Genomic DNA, 25,629 nt, shown 5'->3' on the forward strand with positions numbered 1-25,629 from the left:
CTACACCAGGGTGCCCCCGGTGTAGTCGAGCACGCGGCGGGCGGTCTCGACCACGAGCGGGCGCCACGGCGGCCAGTGCTGGAAGTTGTCCGTCGCGGGCAGCCCCGGTGCGATGTCCATCAGGGTCTCGCCGACCTTCTCGGCGTCGAACACCCGTGAATCCGGGATCAACTCCTGCACCAGCGCACTGGTTGTGGTCTTGCCGGCACCGTGAGTGCCGTTGAGCCATACGATCACCGGCCCGAGGTTAGCCTGGAGCTACCCTGGATCGCGTGATCGAAGCGCTCCCGCAGGCGTCGTTACGGTGCCGTGCGTTCCTGGACGACCGCAGTCCGCCGACGCCGTGTCTGGTCGTCGACCTCGATGTGGTGCGGGAAAGCTATGTGCGGCTTCGGGAAGCGCTGCCGGAGGCTCGGCTGTACTACGCGGTGAAGGCGAACCCGGCGCCGGAGGTGGTGCGGTTGCTCGCTCGCGCGGGGGCGGGCTTCGATGTGGCCGGGCGCGAGGAGATCGAACTCTGCCTCGCCCAGGGGGTTCGGCCGGAGCTGATCTCCTACGGCAACACGGTGAAGAAGGCGCGCGACATCGCGTTCGCCCACCGGGCCGGGGTGCGCCGGTTCACCTTCGACAGCCTCCCGGACCTCGAGAACATCGCCGGGCACGCGCCCGGGTCGACGGTGTCGTGCCGGATTCTCGTGGACAGCCCCGGTTCGCAGACCCCGTTCGGGCAGAAGTTCGGCTGTAGCCCCGAAATGGCGGCCGACCTGCTCACGCGCGCCGCCGCCCTCGGGCTGGACGCGGAGGGAGTGGCGTTTCACGTCGGGTCCCAGCACCTCGACCCGGGCGCTTGGGAGGACGGCATCGCCGCCGCCGCGAGGGTCACCCGCGCGGTGGCGGCGCGAGGGGTTTCGTTGCGCGGCTTGAACATCGGCGGCGGGATGCCCGGCCGTTACGCGACCGAGCCGCCACCGCTCGCCGAGTACGCCGCCGCCATCCGCGCGTCGGTCGAGCGGCATTTTCCCGTCGCGCCGGAGCTGGCCTTCGAGCCGGGCCGGGCGGTGGTCGCCGGGGCCGGGCTGATCCGCAGCGAGGTCGTGCTGGTGTCCCGCAAGTCCCCGACGGACGAGAAACGCTGGGTGTACCTGGACATCGGGCGCTACGGCGGGATGGCCGAGACCGAGAACGAAGCCATCGCGTACCGCCTCGAGACCGCCCACGACGGCACCCCGGACGGCCCGGTCGTGATCGCCGGCCCCACCTGCGACGGCGACGACGTCCTCTACCAGCGCACCCCGTACCGGCTGCCGCTGGCGTTGCGGGCCGGTGACTTCGTGGACATCCTGGAGACCGGCGCGTACACGCAGAGCTACTCGTCGGTGTCGTTCAACGGCTTTCCCCCGTTGCGGACGTATTTCCTCGGCGGCGAGCCGGGCGAGGTCGGCGAGTTCGCCGGCCGGCACGTGCTCGCGGAGTTCTCGGGGGTCTCACCCGAGGTGCTCGACGACGCCGGGTTCCTGTGCGACAGCCTGCAACGCGCGTTGGAGAAGGCGGGCGCGACCGTCTGCGAGCTGACGTTCAAGCGGTTCGAGCCGCAGGGCATCACCGTGCTCGCGCTGCTGTCCGAGTCGCACGCTTCGATCCACTCCTACCCCGAGCGCGGGTCGGTGTTCGTCGACGTGTTCACCTGCGGCCGCCGAGCCGACCCGGAGCTGGCCGTGCACCTGCTGCAGGAGCTGCTCGGCGCGGGCGCGGCCCGGACCCAGACCATCCACAGAGGACAGGAAGACGGTTGAAAATCGAGGAACCGGCCGGCGCCGGCCTGACCCGCGTCTGGCACGTCTCGGACGTGCTCGCCGACACCCGCACCGGCTACCAGCACCTGGTGATCGGCAAGACCGCCCAGGGCATCTCGCTGTTCTGCGACGACGAGCGCCAGAGCACCGAGCTGAGCCAGCTCGTCTATCACGAGGCCCTGCTCGTGCCCGCGCTGCTGCTGGCCGCGCGCGTGGACCGCGTGCTGGTGATCGGTTCGAGTGAGGGCGTGGTGTGCCAGATCGCGGTGGCGGCGGGAGCTTCGGTCGTCGACCACGTCGACATCGACAGCCAGGCCGTGCGGCTCTGCGCCGAGCATCTGCCGTACGGCTACTCGGCCGCCGAGCTGGCCGAGGCCGAGCGCGGCGACGGCCGGATCCGCGTGCACTACGCCGACGGCTGGCAGTTCGCCCGCGACTGCGCCGACGAGTACGACATCGTCCTGGTCGACCTGCCGGACGAGCAGGACGGCACCGACGCACAGCACAATCGCCTGTACGGCAAGGAGTTCCTGAGCCTGTGCCAGGGCCTGCTCGCGCCCGGCGGAGTGGTCGCGTACCAGGGCGGCTGCCCGACGCTGTGGCGCAACCCGACGCTGGTGAAGTGCTGGCGCCGGTTCACCGAGACGTTCGGCTCACCGGTCTATTTCGGCTCCGACGAGCACGAGTGGGCGTTCTTCTTCGGCACCGAAGTGGACAGTCCGGAGGAGACGATGGCGGCCCGCCTGGCGACCCTGCCCTACCGCCCGGAAACGATCGACGCACTGACCCTGCGAGGAGCGACAGTGCCGCCGATCAGCCTCCGCCGCTGAACGTTGTGGTCACGCGGCCGTGGTGGTCGCCCCGGCGTAACCGGGCGGCCGGTTGATGCCGGGCCTCGCACCACGGTGCGCAGCCCGGAGGTGCGCTGATTGCCGAGCGGCCGCCGTCATCTCGTCGTGGGCGATGCTCTGCATTCACACCGGCCCGGTCCAGTCCTAAGCAGACCGCCGGTTCCGGATTGTCCGGAGCGCGTGCCACCAGAGGCGGTGGCAGGCCAGTTCGAGGTCGCGGTCGGTGCCCAGCAGGCGGTTGACCTGCATGTGCGCGATGCCGTCGACGACGGTCCGCTCCGCCGTGGTCAGGGTCCCGCCGCGCGCCGCGGATCTTGCGAGCGCGCCGGCTTCCGCGAGGGGAAGCCGCAGGGCGCCGAAGACCTCGGCCAGTTCCGCGCGCATCTTGTCGGCCGGCGAGCCGGGCTGCGCTTCGGGGGCGAGGAGGTCGGCGAGCAGGCGGCGGTGCGGCCGGGCCGGGTCGTTTTCCGCGCGGGGCCGGGGAACCGCGGCCGCGCGGGCCAGGCGCTGGTCGAGGTCGAAGCCCCAGCCCCGGTACACGCAGTCGAGCGCGTACCCCGCGACGACGAAGCGGGGCAGGTCGTCCGGGCCGGGCTCGGCCAGGAACCGCGCGGTGGCCGCGCTGCTCGCGCAGAACACCCGCTCGACGGCCGCCAGGGTGTCCGGGCCGCCGTACCGGACCAGCTCCGGTGAATAGGTGTCGACCACGAAGTCCGCGGCCAGCCCCTCGCCGACGAGTTCGCGGGCCCAGCCCGTCCAGCCGTCGAACAGCGCGGCCGCGTCGTCCCGCCCGGCGCGCACCCGGACGCGCAGATGCGGCGCGGGGTCGGCGTACCGCAGGTAGAACCAGTCTTCGCCCGGGCGGACCGGTGGTTTGGACCACATCCGGGCGAGCACCGGGTCCATCGCCGCCTCGGCCGTGTACAGCTTCAGCGACAGCCAGTCCCCGCCCGGCAGATGCCGCTGCGGGCGCCGGCACGCGGTCAGCGCGGCCCGCGGAACCGCGGGCGCCGGCGGGCGGGGCGCCGACCGCGTGCTCAGGGGAATCACCACCTCGCTGACGTGCCGGCGGCCGTCGGCCCCGGAAACCCACAGCTCGTCGAAGCCCGGGTACATCTCCTGCACCGGAAGCCAGGCGAGACCGCGCTCCGCCGCGCGGTTCAGCTCGGTCCGCAGCTCCATTATGGACGGTGAGTGGTCCAGGTCGAGCAGCAGCCGGCGGTCGTGGTCGGCCACGTACACCCACCGGGGGACCTGCCACCGCGAGCGCCACGCGCGCACGGCGGCGGCCAGCGCCTCGTCGCTTTCGAGCGCCGCGCGTCCGAACGTGGCGGCGACCTCGATGTTCCACTGGGCGAGCCGCAGCACGATCCGGCCGCGCCGGACCCGCGGCAGGAACGGCGCCGTCTCCAGGCTCCCCCAGTCGAAGCCGGCGGGCGCCGCTTCCCCGTCCTGCGCGCTTTCCAGGAGGAACCGGCAGACGTCCGGGGCGGTCCGCGGGTTGAGCATGTGCCCCTGGTGGATCCGGACCCGGCGGCCCAGCCGGGCGGAGTACACCGCGAACCGGTCGCCGTCGAGGCCGATCACGATGTCCCGCAACGGGATCACCCGGTCCGCGGGGACCGAGGGCGTGACGTTGACCGGGATCTCGTGGGTCCGCATGAGCGGGTGCACCGTCACGTTCGCGGCCCGGCCCTGCACCGGCAGGTAGCTCAGCTCCGCGTGCACGACGCCGGGTCCGGCGGTGGCGTCCTGGGCCGCGAGGTGCTCGCGCACCCGGTCTTCGGCCGGCCCGGGCAGCAGGTGGACGAACCGGCCCAGCGTTCGTCCGGAGAGGGCGAACGCGCCCGAGGCGAGAACCGCGCTCCACTCGCCGCGGAGGACCGCTTCCGGGGAGGCGGCCGCGATCTGCACCGTGACGTCCAGCCCGGGGGCCGGCGGACGGCGGTCGTCGCCGGCCCGCTCGGGCATCAGCGCGGCGAAGAGCGGGTCCGTGAGGTCGATCTCCCGTTGCCCGGTGCGCAGGGCCTCGGCGAACAGCGGCAGCGCGTACGGCCGCTCCCGGCCGGGCGAGGCCGGGCTCGTGGCCGCGAACATCTGCGCCCCACCGGGATTGAGGTAGGTCGACGGGCTGCCGAGGCCGTGCTCGGGGCTCAGCAGGTCGGTCAGCGGGACCAGCCCTTCCCGGCCGTACCGCTCGGCGAAGGCGCTCCGGTAGTCCACCAGGTGCGGGAACCGGGGAGCCGGCCCGATCACCCGGCCGAGCCAGGCCACCGCGTCGGCCACCTCGAGCGCCACTTCCGCAGGCACGGTGCAGCCGTCGACGCTCAGCGCGGCGTCGACCTGGCAGGTGCGGCCGTCGCCGTCGGGGAGCAGTTCCCGTTGCGCCGCAAGCAATTCCCGCGTCGGCGCGGACGGGGAGAGCGGTTCCTGATCGCACCGGGCCATCAGCGTGCTCACCCGCTGCAGTGCCTGATGGGCCGCGCGGGCCGGGGGCACCCGGGCGAGCACGTCGACGACGTGCCGCTCCGGACGGGGCTGGTTCAGCGGCGGGCGGAGGTCCGTGGTGAGGAACCGCAGCTCGTGCAGCCGTCCGATCAGCGCTTCGACGCGGTGACCCGGCAGGCCGGGGAACCCGGCGGCGATCCGGTCGAGGAGTTCCCGGTACGGGACCGGGGTGACCGCCTCGTCGAGCAGGTAGCGCACCACTTCGGTGGCCCGCAGGGAAACACCGCGCAGATCGTCCTTCCCGTAGACGTCCGCGGGCCGCAGCACGAGCCGCTCCCCCACCGGGTAAGCGAGCGGATTCGCCGTCAGGCGCAGGAACGGCAGCACGGCCGGGTCCGCCTCGACGGCCTCGACGACGTCCAGCAGCCAGCCGAGGTCCGCCCTCGTGTGCCGCCGCGGCGGGCCGTCGATCACCGCGGTGCAGTCTTCACCGAACTCACCCCAGGAGACGGCGGCGAAGAGGCCGAACGGGGTGGCCCGGGTGGACATCCGGGTCAGGTAGCGCAGCAGCCCGGACCGGAGCCGGCGCCGCCGGGCCGCCGGGAGCCGGCCCTGTGCGTTGCGGTCCAGCGCGTCCACGAGGTCGGCGGAGGCCACGGTGAGCGCCGCGCGGACCAGCGGATCACCGGCCTGGTCCCACAATCGCGCAGCACCGGCATCATCAACAGCATCGTCAACGGGGCCCGAAAGGACCCGGCGGGCGGTCTCCGCGGGCAGGGTCGGGGCGCGAAGCAGGAAAAACCCCGCGGGACGGTAGGAAAGCGGGGGCAGTGGCCCGCCGGCGGCCGTGACAGGCGCGGACGCCGACGGATCCACTGTCACCACCGCTCAGCGGCGCGGACGTTCGAGCTCGTCAGCCGGCGCCACGGCCGCCGGAATAGTCAGATCGACGGTAAACGTAAATTGCGTCGTGAGCGAACCGCCGTTGAAGCTCTGCCTCCGCCGCGTCGGCTCATCGATTCGCACGTCCAGATTGAACCAGCTGTCCACGTCATGCATGGTTTCTCCCCTGAATTTGCCGATGACGCAAGCGAGCCTAGCAGGCCACCACCACCGGTTCACGCCGTTTCGAAACGTTACGGCACACGGTCCGCCGACGACGGTAAAGTCGCCTCCGAAACGCGCGGCTGGTGGGAAGGAGCTCGGCGTGGAGTTCGGGCTGCTCGGTTCGCTGCAGGTGCGCGGCACGCTCGGCGGGATCTCCCCGAGGCCGTCCCGGCAATCGGTACTTCTGGTCACGCTGCTCTCGCGCGCCAACTCCCCGGTCTCCATCGGGGAACTGGTCGAGGCGGCGTGGGGCGAGAATCCGCCGGCCGCCGAGAACGCCGCCGTGCACACCACGATCAGCCGGCTCCGGCAGATGCTGTCCGTTTCCGTCGACCCGGCCGGCTACGACCGGATAGTCACCGACACCATGGGCTATTCGATCCGGGTCCTCGACGGCGAACTCGACGCGTCGGTCTTCCGCGGGCTCGTCGCCGAAGGCCGGGCCTCGCTGGAAAGCGGCCGCGGCGCCGAGGCCGTGGTCACCCTGGAGCGCGCGCTGGACCTGTGGCGGGGCAGCACCGCGGCCAGCGGGATGTCGGGCTGGTTCGTCGAATCCCTGCGGGCGCCGCTCGACGACCTGCGCCTGTCCGCCACCGAGGACCTGGCCCGGGCGCGGCTGATGACCGGGCAGGCCGACGCCGTCGCCGAGGAGCTGCGAGGGCTGGTCGCCCGGCACCCGTTCCGGGAACGGCTGTGGGAGCACCTGATGCTCGCGCTGTACCGCACCGGCCGGCAGTCCGAGGCGCTGGACGCCTTCCACGAGGCGCGGCGCACGCTGGTCGATCAGCTCGGCATCGAGCCCGGGCCGGAGCTGTGCGGGCTCTACCGCCGCATCCTCGACAACGACGCGGCGCTGCTGGACGTCTCGACCGCCGATCCCGGCGCGCCCGTGACCACCCGCCCGGTGCCGCGCCAGCTCCCGGCCGACGTGGTGAACTTCGTCGGCCGGGAACGGGAACTGGACCGGCTCGACGGGCTGACCGCGGGCCGGGCCGCGGCGGATGACGGCGGCCCCATGGCGTTCGTGGTCGACGGCGGGGCGGGCATCGGCAAGACCGCGCTCGCGGTCCGCTGGGCCCACCGGGCGCGCAGCCGCTTCGAGGACGGCGACCTCTACGTCAACCTGCACGGGTTCGACGCGACCGGCGCCCCGACCGACCCCTTCGAGGCGCTCGACCAGTTGCTGCGGGCCCTGCACATCAGCCCGCAGGAGATCCCGCGCGGACTGGAGGAGCGGGCGGCCCTCTACCGGACGGCGCTGGCCGACCGCCGCATGATCGTCGTGCTGGACAACGCGGCCGACGCCGAGCAGGTCCGCCCGCTGCTGCCCGGATCGTCCTCGTGCGCGGTGATCGTGACGAGCCGCAAGCGCCTGTCCGGCCTCGTGGCGCGGGAGGGCGCGGTCCGGCTCACCCTCGGCGAGCTGGGCTCCGACGACGCGGCCGCGCTGGTCCGCCGGATCAGCGGACCGGCCCGCTCGGACGTGTCCGGCGAACCCCTGGACACGCTGATCGGGCTGTGCTGCCGGATCCCGCTGGCGCTGCGCGTGGCCGCGGAACGGCTGACCCTGCGCCGCCACGGCACCCTCGCCGACCTGGTCGACGAGATCGGGAGCCGGCAGAGCGCACTGGCCACGCTCACGCTGCCGGAGGACGCGACCAGCTCGGTCCGCACGGTCTTCTCGTGGTCCTATTCGATGCTGGGCCCGGCTTCCCGCCGGATGTTCCGGCTGCTGGGCCTGTTCCCCGGCGAGCACACCAGTGTCCCGGCCGCGGCGGCGCTGGCCGGGGTCAGCGTGGGCGAAGCGCTGGACCTGCTGGAGTCACTGGTCAGCGTGCACCTGCTGGAGGAGGTCGCGGACCGCCGGTACCGGCTGCACGACCTGTTGCGGGACTACGCGCGGGAGCAGGCCGAGCTGGACCCCGCGGACACCGATCCGGACCGGGCCCTCACCCGCCTGGCCTGCTGGTACCTCAGCACCGCGCGCAACGCCGCCATGGCCATCCTGCCGCCGTCCCGGCCGCGAAGGGCGGTGCCGGTGCGGCAGGAGCCCGGGATCGAGCCGCTGACCTTCGGCAGCTACCGGCAGGCCCTGGACTGGTGCGAGGCGGAGCGGGTCACGCTGATCGCGGTCGCCGACCACTGCGTCCGGCACGAGCTGCACGACCTGGCGTCCCAGCTGCCGGCCGCGCTGTGGGGGTTCTTCCAGGTTCGGGGTTACACCGGCGACTGGATCACGACACATCAGCGGGCGCTGGGCTCGGCCAGGGCGATGGGCCCGGCGGTGGAGGCGCCGGCCCTGTGCAACCTGGGCACGGCCTATCTGGAGGCATACCAATTCGACCGGGCAGTCGAGTACCACCAGCGCGCGCTCGCCCTCGGCACCGAGCTGGGGGACGTCTGGGTTACGGGCGTGTCCACGGCGAACCTCGGTGAGGGAAATCGGCGTGCCGGTCGCTACGAACTCGCCAGGACCTACTTCGAGAAGGCGGTGTCGCTCGGCCAAGCGACCGGGAACACCTGGCTGCACGCGTTTTCGCTGACCAGCCTCGCCACTGTGTCCAACGCGATGGGCGAGCACGACGAGGCGATCGGGATGTACCACCGGACCCTGGTCATCCACCGGGAGCACGGGGACCGCTACCAGGAGGCGCGGTGCCTCCAAGGCCTCGGCGACGCGTACCGCAGCTCGGCGAACCCCCGGGAGGCCAAGGACTGCTACCTGCGCGCGCTCGTGCTGTGCCAGGAGATGGGCAACGGGCTGGACACCGCCCGGATCACCTACAGCCTGGCCGAAATCGAGCTGGAGCTGGGGCAGCAGGCCGAGGCCGAGGCGCACTTCGAGGCCGCGAACGAGCTCGCCGCCCAGCTGGAGGAATCGCACCGGGCGTTGCTGCGCGACCGGTTCCGGGAGCACCGGGAGCAGCCGGATTCCCGGGGCTCGCAGGGCTGACCTCCCGCCCCGGCGCCGCACTGACAGGCAACTGTAAGCGGCCGTCGATAACGTTCACCGGGTCAGGCCGGCGCACCCGGGGGAAGGCCGAGCCGAAACGACCGCAGGCGCTTGCTCCCGCCGTTCGCCTGCGGATCACCGGCGGTGTCGTCGGGCGGGTGCCCAGTCACTGGGGGTGGCACCCGCTCGACGACCTTCCCGGCTCAAAGCCCTCCGGCGCGCTGGTAGAGCGCGCGCACGGCGTCGCCGAGTTCGGCGCCGGAGAGGTTCTCGGTGACGCCGTCGACGTTCACCGCGCCTCGGCTCGTCACGGCGTAGACGGTGCCCTTTCCGGTCGCGGGGTCGAAGTTCCGCAGCCACGGGCCCCCGCTAGCCCCGCCCGCGAGGTCGCAGCCGGTGGTCCAGTCGGCAGCGGCCGAGTTGACGTCGAGGGTGGCCGGGCGGGTGCACGACACCAGAGCCTCGCCGTGGGCCAGCTGCGACACCGGGTAGCCGAGCATGGTCGTGTCGACCGGCCCGGCCACCTTCTCGAACGAGATGTCCTGGATCCCGGCCACCTCGGCGACGTGCTTGCCGCCGGCCGGGTCCAGCGCGATCACCCCGTCGTCGTCGAGCGCGCTGGAGGGCCCCTGGTAGGTGTCGGACCAGGCGAACGCGCGCGCCGCGAACATCCCGTGCGGCTGCCGGCCGTGGTCGTAGCCGGGCACGAACACCAGGTTCGTCATCTTGATCGGCTGGTCGTGCCGGTCGGTGCCGCCGTCGAGGCAGTGGCCGGCGGTGAACAGCACGTCCTTGCTCGGGCTGGGCACCACGGTCGCCGTGCAGGACTCGTCGCCGCCGGGCACCGCGGTGAAGAACAGCCGCCCGACGCCCGCGGGCACGGGGCCCGGCCACACCTTGCCGATCTTCTCGGCCGGGGGCAGCCCGTCGGACTCGCCCTGCTGCTTGATCCGCTCCGGCGTCCAGTAGGACAGGGCCGCCGCCCGGTCCGCGGCGGCGACCGTGGTCACGACCTGCCCGCTGCCGGCTCTCGCCGCGGCGGCCGGGGCGATGATGACCGCCACCGCGACACCGAGGACGGTCAGCACCGCGCGCGGCCGCGTCAGCGCCCGTGACATCTCGCTCATATCGGGTGGACGCGACAGGCCCGGCCAGGTTGCGCGGCGCCGTACTCCTTGCGGCGCCATGGCATCCTGGACGCGCCGGGGCCGACGCGACGCAGGGGGCAGCGCACATGACCGCAAGCAGGTTCGCCGGGCTGAGCCTGGACGGCACCCTCCACACCGATCCGGCCGAGACGGCCTACGCCGCGGCCGACTTCGGCGGGATCGTCTCCCACACCCCGGCGGCCGTGCTCCGGGCCGGCTCGGCCGAGGACATCAGCGCGGTCCTCCGCGTGGCGGCGGCGCACGGAATCCCTGTGGTGGCACGAGGACGCGGCCACACCAGTTACGGGCAGGCCCAGGTCCGCGACGGCGTCGTCCTCGATCTCGGCGGCCTCGACACGGTCCACCGCATCACTGAGGACCACGTGGTCGTGGACGCGGGCATCACCTGGGACGCGCTGCTGGCCAAGGCCCTGGAACACGGCCTCACCCCGCGCGTGCTCACCGACTACCTGGGCACGTCGGTCGGCGGCACGCTGTCGGCCGGCGGCATCGGCGGCACCAGCCACCGCTACGGCGTCCAGACCGACAACGTGCTCTCCCTCGACGTCGTCACCGGCGACGGTGTCCGGCGCACCTGCTCCCCCACCGAATCGCCGGACCTGTTCCACGCGGTGCTCGCCGGGTTCGGCCGCTGCGGGGTGATCGTGCGCGCCACCCTCCCGCTCGTCCCCGCGCCCGACCGGGTCCGGCGGCTCAAGGTCTACTACCCCACCGCCGCCGAATTGCTGGCGCGGCAACGGGAACTGCTCGCCGACGGCCGGTTCGACTTCCTCCAGGGCGAGATCCTCCCGAGCGAGGAAGGCTGGCTGTACCTGCTCGATGCCGCCGCCTACTACACCGCTGCCGAAGAACCCGACGACCGCGCCCTGGCCGAGGGAATCGGCTACGACGCCGGCCGGGACACGATCGAAGACCTCGGCTACCGCGAGTTCGCCACCCGGCTCGACGACACCGTCACCTACCTCGAAAGCACCGGCGACTGGCGGGCGCCGCACCCGTGGATCGACCTCTTCCTGCCCGACCGCGCCACCGATGCCTTCGTCGAGGGCATCATGGACGGCCTGAAGCTCGCGGACCTCGGCGCGTCCGGGCTCATCCTGGTCTACCCGGTCCCGGCCGCCGTGCTGAACACCCGGCTGTTCCGCATTCCGGGCGGGGACACCATCTTCCTCGTCGCCGCGCTCCGCACCGCCGGCTCTCCCGGAATCGCCAGCGAAATGGTCGAGAGCAATGGGCGCTGGCACGGCACCGCCCTCGATCTCGGCGGCACCCGGTATCCCATCGGCGCCCTCCCCTTCACCGACGCCGACTGGCGAAATCACCTCGGCGAGACTTACCAGCCCCTCTTCGACACCAAAGCCCGCTACGACCCCGAAAACCTGTTCCCCGCGTAACGGCCAGTGCCCGAACCGAATCTCGCGCCGCGTGCTTAGCGGATCCTTAGCACCTGGCGGCACGCTCCCGACGTGAACTCCCAAGCACAGGAAGGCACGTCCATGAGACTGAAGAAGGCGAGCTTCGGCGCCGGGGCCGTACTGGCCGTCGCGGCCCTGCTGTCCGGCACGGCAACGGCGAGCGCCACCGTCGAGTCCAAGTCGCAGCGCTTCGCGAACTGGACCTACCAGCAGTGCATCCAGGGCGACGCCGCGAACGCGAACCTCTACCCCCGAGCCTGCAGCACCTCGCTCCGCCTGCAGTTCTGGACCTGGTCCGGCGTCTTCAACGGCAACACCAAGCTGGTGAACCTCGCCTCCGGCCGCTGCCTCGACAGCAACGACAAGGGCGACGTCTACGCCCTCCCGTGCAATTCCAGCAGCTTCTACCAGGTGTGGCAGGTCCACCTGCCCTCGGGCGGCACGCCCTGGATCGTCAACGCGCAGACCCACCGCAACCTCGAGCAGGAGGCCAACGGCACCTACCGGACGATGCCTCCCGACCAGAGCAACCTCCGCCAGCGGTTCACCGTCGGCTGAGCGGTTCTCCACCGTCTGGCGCGGTGCCGGGTTCCCCAGGCCGGGCACCGCGCTTCGGCGCGCCCCTGCGAGCCGTCGGTTCGGCGTAGTGGGCGGCCAGGTCACGGAACTGTCGGTTGAAGCCGGCCTGGTCCGGCCCGGGCCACGCTGATGCCGCCCAGCACCGCACGCGGCTTCCCCAGGATCGCGCTGATCACCTGACGGTGGTCACGCCACCGCCGGCCAGCGGCAGCAGCACGTCGTCCACTATGGACTCCAGCTCGGCGGCGGTGAGCATCGGACGGCCCAGGGTGCAGTCGTACATCACCATCGCCGGGGCGACCGAAGCGATGCGCGCGTTGCGGGGGCCGGCGTCCACACCGCGGCGTTTCATCAGTTCCAGCAAGCGATCCTGGCACGGGTCGAGCACCCGCTCCCGGAACAGCTCGCGCAGCATCGAGGTGTCCTCGCCGCTGTGCGCGGCGACCGCCTGGAACGCCGCCCGCTTGGAGTCGAACAGCGCGGCGTTCAGATACGACACCAGCTCGATCATGCCCGCGCGCAAAGTGGTCTCCCCGGCCACTTCCGGCGGCGAAGGCAGCATGTCACCCAGCGTGTCGCGGACCAGCTCGTCCAGCGAGCTCCATCGCCGGTACAGCGCCGCCTTGCCGGTGCCCGCCGCCGCGGCGATGCCCTCCATGCTCAGCCGGGCGTAGCCCACCGAGCAGAGCTGCTCCACGGTCGCGGTGTAGACGGCGTGCACCAGGTCTTCGCCCCGGCGCCGGGTCTTGCGCGGCGCGGCCGCCTCCGTCATGGTCCCTCCTCCGCGTTCGACCGGGTGCGCCCCATTGCCCGCGTGACGACCAGCCTGCATAGTGTACGGTACCGTTCACTACACCCGTTCATGCCCCACCGTACCCGGGGAGTTCCCATGTCGAGTCCGCCGCAGCCGCCCGCCCGCGTCACCGCGCTCACCTTGGCGATCATCGTCTCCGGCGAGCTCATGCTGATGCTCGACAGCACCATCATGAACGTCGCGCTGCCGATGATCGGCCAGGGCCTCGGGTTCAGCCCGGGCGGGCTGTCCTGGGTGACCAACTCGTTCCTGCTCGCCTTCGGCGGCCTGCTCCTGCTGGGCGGGCGGGCCGGGGACATCCTCGGCCGCCGCCGGGCGTTCCTGGTCGGCGTCGCGGTGTTCACCGCGGCTTCGCTGCTGGCCGGGGTCGCGCAGAACCCCGCGTGGCTGATCGCCGCCCGCGCGCTGCAGGGGGCGGGCGCGGCGCTGGCCGGGCCGAGCACGCTGGCGCTGCTCACCACCAACTTCACCGGTGACCGGCAGGGCCGGGCGCTGAGCGTGTACTCGTCGGTGACCGCCTCGGCGATGACGCTCGGCCTGATCCTCGGCGGGATCATCACCACGCTGGCGAACTGGCGCTGGGTGCTGCTGATCAACGTGCCGATCGGCCTGCTCGTGCTGCTGCTGGCGCCGAAGCACGTGGCCGAGTCGCCGCGCCACAGCGGCCGCTTCGACCTCGCCGGCGCGCTGACGTCCGCGATCGGTGTGCTGGCCGTGGTTTTCGCGCTGGCACGGACCGCCGACCACGGCTGGGGCGACCCGGTCACGCTCGTGATCCTGGCCGCCGGTGTGGTGCTGCTGGCCGTCTTCGCAGCCATCGAGCGCCGGGCCGCGCAGCCGATCATGCCGCTGGGCCTGTTCGCCGGCCGGGCCCGCGCGGCCGGGTTCACGAACATGCTGCTGGTGCCGATGGTGACGATGGGCTTCCAGTTCCTGATCATCCAGTTCCTGCAGCTGGTACTGGGCTTTTCGCCGCTGCGGGCGGGTCTGGCGTTCCTGCCGATGGCGATCGGCCTGCTGATCACCTCGCGCACCGCGATCAAGGTGCTCGGCCGTTACGGCGGCAAGCCGACCGCGGCGGCGGGCCTGGTCCTGCTGGCCGCCGGCGCCGGCTGGCTCGTCACGATCAGCGCGTCGACGACGTACTTCGGCGGCGTCTTCGGGCCGATGCTGCTGGTCGGCCTCGCCCTGGGGCTGATCATCGTGCCGATCAACCTGGCCGTCATGTCCACTGTGGACCCGTCCGACGCCGGCGCCGCGTCGGGCGTCCTCCAGACCACCATGATGACCGGCTCCGCACTGGGCATCGCCGTGCTGTCCGCGATCTACGCGTCCACTGCGGACTCGCAGTCGGCGGTGGAGCTCAGCCACGACGCCATCGCGCTGGGCATGCGGCACGGGTTCGTCGCCAGCACCGTGTTCGCCGTGCTGGCGCTGCTGATCACGCTGGCGGTCCTCAAGACTCCGGCCGCCGAAGACGAGCGAGCCCCGGCCGCGGACCGGCTCAGCGCGGGCGCAGACCGTCCACAATGACCGCCACGACGGTCCGCGCCCGCGCGTCCCACTCGGCTTCGGGGATCCGCGACAACGCGCCCAGGAGCAGGATGACGTCCGTGGCGTCGACGTCCGCACGTATCTCGCCGGCGTCTTTGCCCCGGCCGAGCAGCATCCCGAGGGCCTCGTCGAGCCGGTGGTGGTGGCCGGCGTAGAGGTCGTGCCACGCCGAGGCCTCGATCGCCGCCATGACCCCGCGCTTGACCCGCGCGTACTCGACCAGCCGCTCGAACCAGCCGGTCAGCGCCCGTAGCGGGGGGAACTCCGCCAGCAGCGGCGGCACGGCGTCGACGAGCTGGGTCAGCTCGTACCGGTACACCTCCGCCAGCAGGTGCTCGCGGGTCGGGAAGTGCCGGTAAAGGGTGCCCTGCCCGACCCCCGCCGACTTGGCGACCCGGTGCAGCTTCAGCTCGGCCGCGGCGCCGTTGGACTCGCTCAGCTCCGCCCGCGCGGCCTCGACGATGCGGTCCCGGTTGGCGACCGCGTCCGACCTGCGCTCACGGCTCGTCATCACGCCGCCTCCCTCCTGCGTAGCCAAACGGACAAGTGTCCGGTACCGTGGAAACGGCAAGCGGACACTTGTCAGTTTAGAACAGGAGACCTACCGATGAGCACGCTGGACAGCAAAGTCGTGGCCGTCACCGGAGCCAGCAGCGGCATCGGCGAGGCCACCGCGCTGGAGCTGGCGGACCGCGGCGCGGCCGTCGTGCTGGGCGCCCGGCGCACCGACCGGCTCGACTCGCTCGCGGCGCGGATCCGGGACAGCGGCGGCCGCGCGGAGACAGTGGAAACGGACGTCACCCGGCGCGCCGATCTCGACCGGCTGGTGGCCCGGGCCGTCGACCGGTTCGGGCGCCTCGACGTCCTGGTGGCGAACGCCGGGGTCGCCCGGATCGCGCCCATGGCCGACCTCGACGTCGACGCTTGGGACGCGATGATCGACGTCAATCTGCGCGGTGTCCTCAACGGCATCGCCGCGGCCCTGCCCGTGTTCCGCGAGCAGGGCCGCGGCCACTTCGTCACCACCGTCTCGACCTCGGGCCTCAAGATCGTCCCGACCCAGGCCGTCTACGCGGGCACCAAGAACGCCGTGCGCACCCTGCTCGAAGCCCTGCGCCAGGAGTCCACCGACGGGGTCCTGCGCACGACGTCGGTGTCCCCCGGGTTCGTCCGCACCGAGCTCGTCGACTACCTCGACGACGCCGCGGAACGCCAGCAGGCCCAGCGGACGATGGCGGCGCTCGGCATCAGCCCCGACGCCGTCGCGCGCGCCATCGCGTTCGCCATCGAGCAGCCCGACGACGTGGAGATCGGCGACATCACCATCCGGCCGGCCCGGCAGGGCTGAGCGGTCACCAGGTGACGGGAAGCTCGTTCACCCCCTGGATCGTGGTGCCCGGCCGCAGGGTCAGCTCCTCCACCGGAACGGCGAGGCGCAGCGTGGGGATCCGGTCGAACAGCGCGGTGATGATCACCTCCAGCTCCAGCCGGGCCAGGTTCTGGCCGAGGCACTGGTGCACGCCGTAGCCGAACGCGATGTGGTGCCGGGCCGAGCGGCGCACGGCGAACCGGTCCGGGTCCTCGAACACCGAGCCGTCGCGGTTGGCGATCGAGTTGGGCACGATGACGCCCTCGCCGGCCCGGATGACCTCACCGGCGATCTCGATGTCGGCCGTCGCGATGCGGCTGCCCGCGAGGTCGGCGATGGCGAGATAGCGCAACAGCTCCTCGACCGCGCCCGGGACGAGGCCGGGGTCGGCGCGCAGGGCCGCCAGCTGATCGGGGTGCTCCAGCAGGGTGATCACGCCCAGCGAGGTCATCGACGCCGTCGTCTCGTGCCCGGCGACGAGCAGCAGGATCGCGGACGCGACCAGCTCCTCCCGCTCGATCTCCCCGTTCGCCAGCCGGCCGGCCACCAGACCGCCGAGCAGGCCGGGTCCCGGCTCGGCCTGCAGCCGGGTGATCAGCCCGTCCAGGTAGCCGGTCAGGTCCTTGCGCGCGGCGATGAGCCCTTCGGCGTCCATCGCCTGCACGAGCCGTTTGCTGGCGTCCTGGAAGAATTCGTGGTCGGCGTAGGGCACGCCGAGCAGCTGGCAGATCACCATCGACGGCACGGCCAGGGCGAACTGGCTGACCAGGTCGGCGGTCGGGCCGGCCGCGAGCAGGTCGTCGATGAAGCCGTGGACGATCCGCTCGATGTCGCCGCGCATCCCCTTGACGTGCTTGACGGTGAAGTCGCCGAGCACCATCCGCCGCCGCGGCCCGTGCTCCGGCGGGTCCATGCTGATGAACGCCTTCGGTCCGTTGCGGAACCCCTTGAACCGCGGGGAAGCGGCCGGGAAGTCCTCGCGGCTGCGGTCCGAGGACAGACGGGGGTCGCCCAGCAGCCGGCGCGCCGCCCCGTGCTTGGTCACCACCCAGGCCTCGCGCCCGTCGAAGAGCTTCACCTTGCGCAGCGCGCCCTCCTCGTCGCGCAGCCGGACGTATCCGCCGGGCAGCTGGTACGGGCAGGTGCGGTCGTCCGGAAAGGCCGGGGCGTCTTCGGTCTGCGGTGTCAGAGCAGTCTCGGTCATCGATCCCCTCGAGTCTTCAGCCAGCGAAGCGCTGGGCGTTTAAAGAACTGTCAGTACTCTAACTCCGGACTGGGGTATGCTCCAGAGAACGCACCGAACTCTCAGTAAACTCTCAGGAGTCGATCTGTCACCGAACGTCGAGCAGACCCTCGACTCACCCGTCGACCACCGCAAAGGGCCACGTCGGCGCGGCGAGGAGCTGGAGCACGCCATCCTGAAGGCGGCGCTCGAGGAACTCACCGAAACGGGCTACAGCGCGCTGACCATGGACCGGATCGCCGCCCGGGCCCGCACCAGCAAGGCCGCGCTCTACCGCCGGTGGCCCAGCCGCGCCGACCTGGTCATCGAGGCGTGCCGCACGCAGGGCTTGACCACGCTGGAGGTGCCCGACACCGGGGAGCTGCGGGCGGACGTGCTCGCCCTGCTGCGGCAGATGGCGGCGAAGATGGACAGCCCGCTCGGCGGCGTCCTGCGCGGCCTGCTCGCCGAGCTGACCCGCGACGAGGAGTTCGCCCGGCTGGTGCGGGAGCGCATCCACACCGCGGGTCCGACCGCGATCGGCGCCATCCTGGCCCGGGCCGTCGAACGCGGCGAGGTCGAGCCCCGGATCCCCGGCTCCCGGCGCGCCCTGGTGGCCACCGACCTGATCCGCAACCAGTTCCTGCTCTACGGCGCACCGGTCGACGACGCGGCGATCGTCGAAATCGTCGACGAGGTGTACCTGCCCCTGGTCCGGATCGGCGGCTGAGCCTTACCCGACGCGGGCGGAAACCTCGTCCAGCGCGGCGGTTTCCTCCGCGGTGAGCTTCAGCTCCGCGCCGGCCAGCAACGCCGGAAGCTGCTCGGCCGTGCGAGCGCTCGCCAGCGGCGCGGTCACCCCCGGCCGTTCGCGCAGCCAGGCGATCGCCACCGTGGCCATTTCGACGCCGCGGGCGGCGGCGATCCGCTCGACCACGTCGACCACCGCCAGCCCGGCCGCGGTGAAGTACCGGGAGGCGAGGATCTGCCGCGGGCCCCGGCCGAATTCCTGCTTTTTCGTGCGGTGCTTGCCGGTCAGGAGCCCGCCGACCACCGAGAGGTACGGCGCGACCTTGCGGGACAGCCCGATCTTGCGGTAGTTCCCGGTGAGGAACCCGCTGGCCAGCGCCAGATACGGCACCGAGGCGATGCCCGCTTCCGCGAGGACGGGGGCGATCTCGCGCTCGTACGGCTGACGCGCCACGAGGTTGTAGTGCGGCTGCACGACAGCCGGCAGCTCGAACCCCTCGCGGCGGCAGATCTCCAGCCATTCGGCGATCCGGGCGCCGGTGTAGTTGGAAAGCGCGACCGCGCGGATCTTGCCGGCCTTGCGCTGTGTGTTGAACGCGTCGGCGGTTTCGGCGAGCGGCGTCTTGGGGTCGTCGAAGTGGGCGTAGTACACGTCGACGTAGTCGGTGCCCAGCCGCTTCAGCGAGGCATCGAGGGCCGCCGCGACGTTGGCCGGGGCCAGCCCCTTGAACTGGGGGTGCGTGCTCACCTTCGTGCCGATCACCACGGCGTCGCGGTTCTTGCGAGCGGCCAGCCACGAGGCGATGATCGCCTCCGACTCACCACCGGAATTGCCTGGCACGAAAGCGGAATACCCGTCGGCGGTGTCGATGAAATTGCCGCCACCCGCGACGAACGCGTCCAGCACCCGGTGCGAGGCCGCCTCGTCACTGGTCCAGCCGAACGTGTTCCCGCCGAGCGCCAGCGGGAAGACCTCGATTCCGGAATGGCCGAGCTGAGTCATCGACGGTCCTTTCACCGGTACCGGGAAAATCCGGCGCCGCCATGAATACCACAGCCCGGGAAAGACGACTCGCCCACCGCTATCCGTGGGCCCGGTCCGGGGTGTCCAGCACGACCAGGACCCCGCCGACGCGCAGCCGGGCCTGCCAGAACTGGCTGCTGGGCACCGGTTCGACCGGGAAGTCCGGGTCTCGCAGCGTAAGCAGCGCCGTCGCGACCGCGTCGGCCGCCGGGCCGCCGGGCCAGCTCAGCCACACCTGGCCGTCCGCCCGGACCCGCGGGCGCACCGCCACACCGTCCAGCAGTCCGCCATGGCCCTGCAGCAAACCCGAGACCCAGCCGAGCACCGCCTCGCCCGGCGCCGCCGGGTCGTGAGTGTCCATATCGGTCACCCTAACCGCGGCCGCGCGTTTGGCCGCTGACCGCGGGCTTGACCGATCATGGACCCGGCCGAGCGTTCGAACCCTTGATATCTCCCCCGCCCCGGTGCATGCTACTCGCCAGTAGGTGACGACGACGTCTCTCTCTGGGGGCACCCGATGAAGGTCAAACCACGTTCTGTTCTCGCTGCCGTGATCACGCTGATCCTGGCTTCACTGGCCGGAAACCCGGCGGCGAGCGCGGCCTCGGCCGGGAGCGATCCGTTCTACGCCTATTCCGGCAGCGCCCCATTGTCCTCGTTCGCGCCGGGCGCGGTGCTGAAGACGCGCACCATTCCGTACCACGTCGTCGGAATCCCGCTGCCGCTCCAGGTGGTGCAGCTGCTCTACCGCTCCACCGGCCCGCTCGGACAGCCGACCGCGAACGTCACCTCGGTGGTGAAGCCGCCCGTCGCCCCGGCCACGCCCAAAGCCGTGAGCTACCAATCGTTCTACGACTCGCTGAACCCGGAGGACGGGCCGTCGCGGGCCATCGCCGGTGACGTCCGGATCCCCGGGCTGATCGCCAACTTCGAGAGCGTCTTCCTCGTGCCGTGGCTGACGCAGGGCTACACCGTGCTGTTCCCCGACACCGAAGGCCAGACCGCGGACTTCGCCGCCGGGCCCGAATACGGGATGAACACCCTCGACTCGATCCGGGCCGCGGACCAGTCGCCGGCCACGGGCCTCACCAAGGACACGAAGGTCGGCGCGATCGGCTACTCCGGCGGCGCGATCGCCACCGGCTGGGCCGCGCAGCTCGCCCCGGCCTACGCCCCCGACGTCAACCGCAACCTGGTCGGCGCGGCCGAGGGCGGGGTGCTGGCCAACCCGCGCAAGAACCTCGACTACGTCAGCGGGACCCCGGTGTGGGCCGGCGCGCTCGCGATGGCCCTGATCGGCGCCGGCCGCGCGTACGACATCGACCTAACGCCGTACCTCAACAGCCAGGGATTGGCGCTGTACAACAAGCTCCAGAACTCTTCGATCATCGACGCGCTGCCGCAGACCTCGGGCATCACCTGGCAGAAGCTCGTCAAGCCCGAATACGCCTCCAGCCCGGAAAGCATCCCGGTCTTCGTCGACACCATCAAGAAGATCACCATGCTGGGCGCCGCCTCCCCCACCGTGCCGATGCTCATCGGCCAGGGCGCGAACGGCATCCTCGAAGGCACCCCGGGCAACAAGCCCGGCATCGGCGCCGGTGACGGCGTCATGGTCACCGCGGACGTGCGGGCGCTCGCCCGGCAGTTCTGCGCCGACGGGACCACGGTGCAGTACAACCAGTACAACCTCCTTTCGCACGTGGGCACGGCCGCCGCCTGGCTCCCGCTCGCCCTGACCTGGCTGGACGGCCGGTTCGCCGGGAAGGCCGCGCCGGACAACTGCGCCCAGATCCCCCGCTGACCGGTACCCCGCGTCGCAGCGCCCCTCGTCCACACCCGGACGAGGGGCGTTTCGGCGTCGCGCGAGAAAGCGCTTCCACTGGGCGGGCAGGGGCGATTGACACCCCACCGTGGCCGGTGCTGTAATCACCTTCGCTGTTAGGAAAGTTTCTTTACTTGGGTCCGCCGTCCCCATGCCCACGCCCGAACCCCGAGTCGTCTGGGAGGAAGCAGTGACCCGCTTCAAACGATGGTGCACGGCCGGCAGCGGCGCCGCGGCACTGGTCATGGCGATGGCGCTGATCGCGCCGCCGTCGCTGGCCCAGCCCGCCGCCGATACCCTGCTGTCGAAGGGAAAACCCGCCACCGCCTCGTCCACGGAGAGCTCCGCCTATGCGGCGGCGGACGCGGTCGACGGCAAGACCACCACCCGCTGGGCCAGCAAGGAGGGCGCCGACCCGCAGTGGCTCAGCGTCGACCTCGGCTCGACCGCGCAGATCAGCAAGGTGGTGCTGAACTGGGAGGCCGCGTACGCGAAGTCGTACGAGATCCAGGTCTCGGCGGACAACACCACCTGGAACACCGTGTACTCCACGAAGAACGGCAAGGGCGGCACCGAAACGGCGACCACCACGGGCGCGTCCGGCCGCTACGTCCGGCTCTACGGCACCGCCCGCGGCACCTCCTACGGTTACTCGCTGTGGGAGTTCCAGGTCACCGGCCACCTCACCACGGGCACGACTCCGGCCGCGCCGACCAACCTGCGCACCACCGCGGTCACCGACACCGCGGTGTCGCTGGCCTGGGACGCCGCCACCGCGGGCAGCAGCGGCGCCGTCACCAAGTACGACGTGTTCCAGCACGGTTCGCAGATCGCGACCGTGGACGGGAAGACGCTGTCCTACCAGGCGACCGGCCTGACGCCGAACACGCAGTACTACTTCACGATCTTCGCCGAGGACGGTTCCGGCGGCATTTCCCCGCCGTCGGCGGAGCTGCCGGTGAAGACCGCCGCGTCCAACGACACCCAGCCGCCGACCGCGCCCGCCGATCCGCACACGACCGCGGTCACCGCCAACACCGTTTCGCTGGCGTGGAGCGCGTCCACGGACAACGTCGGGGTCGTCGGCTACGACGTCTACAACGGCACCGCCAAGGCCGGCACCTTCCCTGACACCTCGGGCACCATCGACGGCCTGGCCCCCGCGACCGCGTACACCTTCACCGTGCGGGCGAAGGACGCGGCCGGCAACGCCTCCGATCCCAGCAAGGCCGTGGCCGTCACGACCACCGGCGGGAACGGCGGCGGTGGCACGAATCCCGGCGAGGTCACCCAGATCACCACCGACTCCGACATCCCGTGGGGGCTGGCGTTCCTGCCCGACGGGTCGGCCCTGGTCTCCGAACGGGACACCTTCCAGCTGGTCCGGATCACCCCGGCGGGCAAGAAGACCGTGGTCGGCAAGGTGCCCGGCGTCGACACGACCGGCGGCGAGGGCGGCCTGCTCGGCTTGGCGGTGTCGAAGGACTTCGCCACCGACCACTGGCTGTACGTGTTCCACACCAGCTCGTCGGACAACCGGATCGTGCGATTCCAGTACGTCAACGACAAGATCAGCGGCGAGCAGGTCCTGCTCACCGGGATCGCCCGCAACCGCTACCACAACGGCGGCCGGCTGGCGTTCGGCCCGGACGGCAAGCTCTACGCCACCACCGGCGACGCGCAGAACGGCGACAACGCGCAGAACCTCAACTCCCTCAACGGAAAGATCCTCCGGCTGAACCCGGACGGCAGCGTGCCCGCGGACAATCCCCAGTCCGGCAAGTACTTCTGGAGCTACGGGCACCGCAACGTCCAGGGGCTGGCGTGGGACTCGAAGGGCCGGCTGTGGGAGTCCGAGCTGGGCGACTCGAAGCAGGACGAGGTCAACCTGATCGTCAAGGGCGGCAACTACGGCTGGCCCGCCTGCGAAGGCACCACCGGCAGCTGCGGCCAGCCCGGCTTCATCGCGCCGAAACGGACGTTCTCGCCGACCGCCAAGCACTCCCCCAGCGGCCTGGCGATCGTCGGCGACGTGCTGTTCATGTCGGAGCTGACCGGCCAGGAAGTGCAGCGGATGCCGATCTCCGGTGACTCGCTGCCCACCGCGAAGACATACTTCACCGGCGAATACGGCCGGCTGCGCACGATCGTCGCGGCCCCCGACGGCAGTCTCTGGCTGACCACCACCAACGGCGACAAGAGCGGCACCCCCGGCAAGCTCGACAACAAGATCCTCCGGATCGCGCTGACCGGAGGCTGATCGGCTGCCTTGACCGGACCGTGCATCGGGCCGTCCACTTCGGACGGCCCGATGCCGCGTTCAGCCCAGTCGCTCGACGTGCAGGAGCCGGGAAGCGTGCGGGGCCAGCGAGGCGCTGAACGCGGTGCGCTCGACCCCGAGGTCACGATGGCTCCACAGGTCCCGCACCGCGGCCGGCCCGCGGAACCCCAGGTCGCCGAAGTTCGCAGTGACCTTCGCGGTGTCCGCGCCGAGGTTGAACAGCGCGACGGTGTAGCCGCCGTGGCCGTCCTCGCTCACCCAGACCTGCTGCGGCGTCGCCTGCGACAGCGGGTGCGCGGGCCTGCCCGCCTGGTCCACCGCCAGCACCTCGCGGTTGGTCAGCAGCGCGAGGTCCGCCGGGTCGAGCTTGGTCAGGTCGGTCCCGAGCAGCAGCGGCGCGGCTTCGGCCGCCCACAGCGTGATCATGCTCTGCCGCTCGTCCGGGGAGATGCCGTCGGCGTCGCCGTTGCCGACCTCGACCGAGTCGAGGTCGTTCCAGTGCCCGGGACCGGCGAAGGGAATCCACTTCGGCACGTCGGTGAACCGCTGCTTCACCCGCACATCCCAGTTGGTGAGGCCGACGCAGTGGCTGTAACACTCGATGTCGCCTTCGATCCGCCAGCCGTTGCTGTAACGCTGCCAGGTGGCGGCGTCGGGGAAGCTCAGCGAGTTGGACAGCTCCAGGTGGATCGGCCGTCCGGTCGCGCGCAGGGCCGCCTGCCAGTGCTGGACGTCCGCGCGGTTGTCGGCCGGGACGCGGCCGCCGCCGGGGCCGACGAAGTCCATCTTGATGTAGTCGACGCCCCACGACGCGAGCAGCTCGGCCTGCGAGCGCACGTACGCGTCCGCGCCGGGTTTGCCGAAGTCGATCAGGCCGGAGCCGTCGTCCGCGGTGTTGCCCTTCGCCCCCGGCACGAGGATATCGCTGACGTGGTAAGGAGTTCCCTTGATCGCCGAGTCGGCCTTGACCGCCGCCGCCGGGACGCCCGGCACGAGGTAGATGCCGAACTTGAGGCCGAGTCCGTGGACGTACCGGGCCACCGCCGCGATGCCGTGCGGGAACTTGGCGGTGTTCTCCGCGTTGCGGCCGTAGGCGTCGACGTGGTCCGACCAGCCGGCGTCGATGTTGACGTACCGGTAGCCGTAGCGGGCCAGCGAGTCGTGCATGACCTTCGCCTGGGCCTCGATCACCTGCTCGCTGATGTTGCCGTGCAACGAACTCCAGCTGCTCCACCCCATCGGCGGCGTCGCGGCGACGACGGGCCGGCCGTGGCCCCCCGGAGCCGCTGCCGCCGTCCCCGGCACCACGGCGGCCAGCGCCGTCAGTGCCGTGAACGCGGCTCCCAGGTATCTCTTCCGCTGTGCTCTGGTCATGCCGGACCGCCCTCTCACCTGCCCGGGCGGCCCCACTGCCGCACCGGTGGAAACCGTTGCCTTTGTACGCCCGCGGCTCACCGGCCGTCAACGATTCATCGGATGAATACTCCGATCAAACACCAGGTCTGCGCAGGAATCTTCGCTACTTAACCGATGCGACCACCGAAGTCCCGGTCGACGGTACGAGTATCCCCTTGTCAGCCCGCTGAACGGACAAGTAAAGAAGCCTTCCTTGCTATCGACAACCAGCGCCAGAGATCCTATGTTTGAGCCTGCCTGACTCGCGCCGAGTCGACCGGCGATCACTGGGGATCACACGGAGGTCGGTATGCCAGCACCATCAAGACGGACCCGGGGCCGGCGGGCCTTCGCACTCGGGGGCGCGGCGTTCCTGGCGACGGCACTGCTGGGGACCGGCAGCGCCGTCGCGGACCAGCAGGGCGGATCCCGCCAGGACGTCTACGTCACGCCCCGCGGTTCCGACAGCGCGCCGGGCACGCAGGCGCGGCCGGTCCGCACCGTCGAACGGGCGCAGGAGCTGGTCCGCCAACGCGCTCCCCGGCTGACGTCCGACCTCACGGTGCACCTGGCCCCCGGCGTTTTCCGGCTCGACCGGCCCCTGACACTCGACGCGCGAGACTCCGGCGCGAACGGGCACCGGATCATCTGGCAGGGCTCAGGCCAGACGGTGCTCAGCGGCGGGCGGCAGGTCACCGGCTGGCGCCCGGTCCCGGGCCGGCCCGGCCTCTACTCGGCCCCCGAACCGGCCGGTTCGGACAACACCCGGCAGCTCTACGTCAACGGCGTGCGGGAGCAGCGGGCCCAGGGACCGCTGCCGGTCTCGCTCAAGGCCACCTCGACCGGGTACACGGCGTCCGCCGACACCCTCGCCCATTGGCGGAACCCGGGCGACATCGAAATGGTGTACACCGCCGGTGAAGCGCTGTGGAACGTCGAGCGGGCCGGGCTGGGCCAGTGGACCGAGCCGCGCTGCCCGATCGGCTCGGTCTCCGGCACGACCGTGACCATGGCGCAGCCGTGCTGGGACAACTCCACCCGGCGGGTCGTCTTCCCGGACATCCCGGGCGCACGGTGAAC

General features: G+C 71.5%; 21 protein-coding genes and 1 pseudogene. 12 read left to right on the forward strand and 10 right to left on the reverse strand.

Annotation, left to right across the window (positions count from 1 at the left end):
- Complete coding sequence (locus BMY97_RS47780; RefSeq protein WP_218156809.1) at positions 1–237, reverse strand: DEAD/DEAH box helicase family protein; 237 nt, start codon at positions 235–237, stop codon at positions 1–3.
- 131 nt (positions 238–368) lie between these two features.
- On the opposite strand from BMY97_RS47780, the pseudogene BMY97_RS18580 reads away from it, so the two are divergent.
- The 3 genes and pseudogenes from BMY97_RS18580 to BMY97_RS18585 all read left to right on the forward strand — a co-directional run.
- Positions 369–1,340, forward strand: a pseudogene (locus BMY97_RS18580) (type III PLP-dependent enzyme); the annotation flags it as partial.
- Between the two features lie 60 nt (positions 1,341–1,400).
- Positions 1,401–1,793 (forward strand): adenosylmethionine decarboxylase, encoded by a 393-nt coding sequence (gene speD / locus BMY97_RS48450; protein ID WP_245787390.1) that lies wholly within the window; start codon positions 1,401–1,403, stop codon positions 1,791–1,793.
- Positions 1,790–2,623, forward strand: a complete 834-nt coding sequence (locus tag BMY97_RS18585) for a spermidine synthase (RefSeq protein WP_091618122.1) — start codon at positions 1,790–1,792, stop codon at positions 2,621–2,623. The genes speD and BMY97_RS18585 overlap by 4 nt, the downstream gene beginning before the upstream one ends.
- A 165-nt stretch (positions 2,624–2,788) precedes the next feature.
- On the opposite strand, the gene BMY97_RS18590 is transcribed toward BMY97_RS18585, so the two are convergent.
- Both BMY97_RS18590 and BMY97_RS47095 read right to left on the reverse strand, forming a co-directional pair.
- Positions 2,789–5,974: a lantibiotic dehydratase gene (locus BMY97_RS18590; protein WP_177231418.1), complete on the reverse strand. Its 3,186-nt coding sequence runs from the start codon at positions 5,972–5,974 to the stop codon at positions 2,789–2,791.
- Positions 5,975–5,980: 6 nt separating this feature from the next.
- Entirely contained in the window at positions 5,981–6,151 is a 171-nt protein-coding gene (locus tag BMY97_RS47095; RefSeq protein WP_177231419.1) for a hypothetical protein, read from the reverse strand.
- Positions 6,152–6,299: 148 nt separating this feature from the next.
- On the opposite strand from BMY97_RS47095, the gene BMY97_RS18595 reads away from it, so the two are divergent.
- Positions 6,300–9,152: an AfsR/SARP family transcriptional regulator gene (locus BMY97_RS18595; protein WP_177231420.1), complete on the forward strand. Its 2,853-nt coding sequence runs from the start codon at positions 6,300–6,302 to the stop codon at positions 9,150–9,152.
- Positions 9,153–9,355: 203 nt separating this feature from the next.
- On the opposite strand, the gene BMY97_RS18600 is transcribed toward BMY97_RS18595, so the two are convergent.
- Entirely contained in the window at positions 9,356–10,279 is a 924-nt protein-coding gene (locus BMY97_RS18600) for a trypsin-like serine peptidase (protein ID WP_245787376.1), read from the reverse strand.
- A gap of 107 nt (positions 10,280–10,386) precedes the next feature.
- On the opposite strand from BMY97_RS18600, the gene BMY97_RS18605 reads away from it, so the two are divergent.
- Together BMY97_RS18605 and BMY97_RS18610 are read left to right on the forward strand one after the other, a co-directional pair.
- Positions 10,387–11,715, forward strand: a complete 1,329-nt coding sequence (locus tag BMY97_RS18605; RefSeq protein ID WP_091618125.1) for an FAD-binding protein — start codon at positions 10,387–10,389, stop codon at positions 11,713–11,715.
- Between the two features lie 102 nt (positions 11,716–11,817).
- Complete coding sequence (locus tag BMY97_RS18610) at positions 11,818–12,294, forward strand: RICIN domain-containing protein (RefSeq protein WP_091618126.1); 477 nt, start codon at positions 11,818–11,820, stop codon at positions 12,292–12,294.
- A 193-nt stretch (positions 12,295–12,487) separates the two neighbouring features.
- Here BMY97_RS18610 and BMY97_RS18615 read toward each other — a convergent pair whose 3' ends face one another.
- Positions 12,488–13,087, reverse strand: a complete 600-nt coding sequence (locus tag BMY97_RS18615; RefSeq protein WP_177231421.1) for a TetR family transcriptional regulator — start codon at positions 13,085–13,087, stop codon at positions 12,488–12,490.
- 117 nt (positions 13,088–13,204) lie between these two features.
- Here BMY97_RS18615 and BMY97_RS18620 point away from each other — a divergent pair, with 117 nt between their 5' ends.
- A complete protein-coding gene (locus BMY97_RS18620; RefSeq protein WP_177231422.1) occupies positions 13,205–14,662 on the forward strand; it encodes an MFS transporter in 1,458 nt (485 codons plus the stop codon).
- Here the strand turns inward: BMY97_RS18620 and BMY97_RS18625 are convergent.
- Positions 14,634–15,194, reverse strand: coding sequence for a TetR/AcrR family transcriptional regulator (locus BMY97_RS18625; RefSeq protein ID WP_091618129.1), 561 nt, complete (start codon positions 15,192–15,194; stop codon positions 14,634–14,636). The two genes, BMY97_RS18620 and BMY97_RS18625, sit on opposite strands and share 29 nt — an antisense overlap.
- Before the next feature lie 96 nt (positions 15,195–15,290).
- On the opposite strand from BMY97_RS18625, the gene BMY97_RS18630 reads away from it, so the two are divergent.
- Positions 15,291–16,031: an SDR family oxidoreductase gene (locus BMY97_RS18630; RefSeq protein WP_091618130.1), complete on the forward strand. Its 741-nt coding sequence runs from the start codon at positions 15,291–15,293 to the stop codon at positions 16,029–16,031.
- 4 nt (positions 16,032–16,035) lie between these two features.
- On the opposite strand, the gene BMY97_RS18635 is transcribed toward BMY97_RS18630, so the two are convergent.
- Entirely contained in the window at positions 16,036–17,256 is a 1,221-nt protein-coding gene (locus BMY97_RS18635) for a cytochrome P450 (protein ID WP_091618131.1), read from the reverse strand.
- A 76-nt stretch (positions 17,257–17,332) separates the two neighbouring features.
- Here BMY97_RS18635 and BMY97_RS18640 point away from each other — a divergent pair, with 76 nt between their 5' ends.
- Positions 17,333–18,004, forward strand: a complete 672-nt coding sequence (locus BMY97_RS18640; RefSeq protein WP_091618132.1) for a TetR/AcrR family transcriptional regulator — start codon at positions 17,333–17,335, stop codon at positions 18,002–18,004.
- 3 nt (positions 18,005–18,007) lie between these two features.
- Here the strand turns inward: BMY97_RS18640 and BMY97_RS18645 are convergent, their stop codons facing one another.
- Positions 18,008–19,027, reverse strand: a complete 1,020-nt coding sequence (locus BMY97_RS18645; RefSeq protein WP_091618133.1) for an aldo/keto reductase — start codon at positions 19,025–19,027, stop codon at positions 18,008–18,010.
- A gap of 79 nt (positions 19,028–19,106) precedes the next feature.
- Entirely contained in the window at positions 19,107–19,409 is a 303-nt protein-coding gene (locus BMY97_RS18650; protein WP_091618134.1) for a hypothetical protein, read from the reverse strand.
- 189 nt (positions 19,410–19,598) lie between these two features.
- On the opposite strand from BMY97_RS18650, the gene BMY97_RS18655 reads away from it, so the two are divergent.
- On the forward strand, positions 19,599–20,852 hold the full coding sequence (locus BMY97_RS18655; protein WP_245787377.1) for a lipase family protein: 1,254 nt from the start codon (positions 19,599–19,601) through the stop codon (positions 20,850–20,852).
- Between the two features lie 211 nt (positions 20,853–21,063).
- Positions 21,064–23,133, forward strand: a complete 2,070-nt coding sequence (locus tag BMY97_RS18660; protein ID WP_245787378.1) for a PQQ-dependent sugar dehydrogenase — start codon at positions 21,064–21,066, stop codon at positions 23,131–23,133.
- Positions 23,134–23,193: 60 nt separating this feature from the next.
- Here the strand turns inward: BMY97_RS18660 and BMY97_RS18665 are convergent, their stop codons facing one another.
- On the reverse strand, positions 23,194–24,528 hold the full coding sequence (locus BMY97_RS18665) for a glycoside hydrolase family 27 protein (protein ID WP_091618136.1): 1,335 nt from the start codon (positions 24,526–24,528) through the stop codon (positions 23,194–23,196).
- Between the two features lie 331 nt (positions 24,529–24,859).
- Between BMY97_RS18665 and BMY97_RS48455 the strand changes: the two genes are divergently transcribed.
- A complete protein-coding gene (locus BMY97_RS48455) occupies positions 24,860–25,627 on the forward strand; it encodes a hypothetical protein (protein WP_245787379.1) in 768 nt (255 codons plus the stop codon).
- Positions 25,628–25,629: the final 2 nt, after the last annotated feature.

It is taken from the genome of Amycolatopsis saalfeldensis, assembly GCF_900110575.1.
GTDB classification, from domain to species: Bacteria; Actinomycetota; Actinomycetes; order Mycobacteriales; family Pseudonocardiaceae; genus Amycolatopsis; species Amycolatopsis saalfeldensis.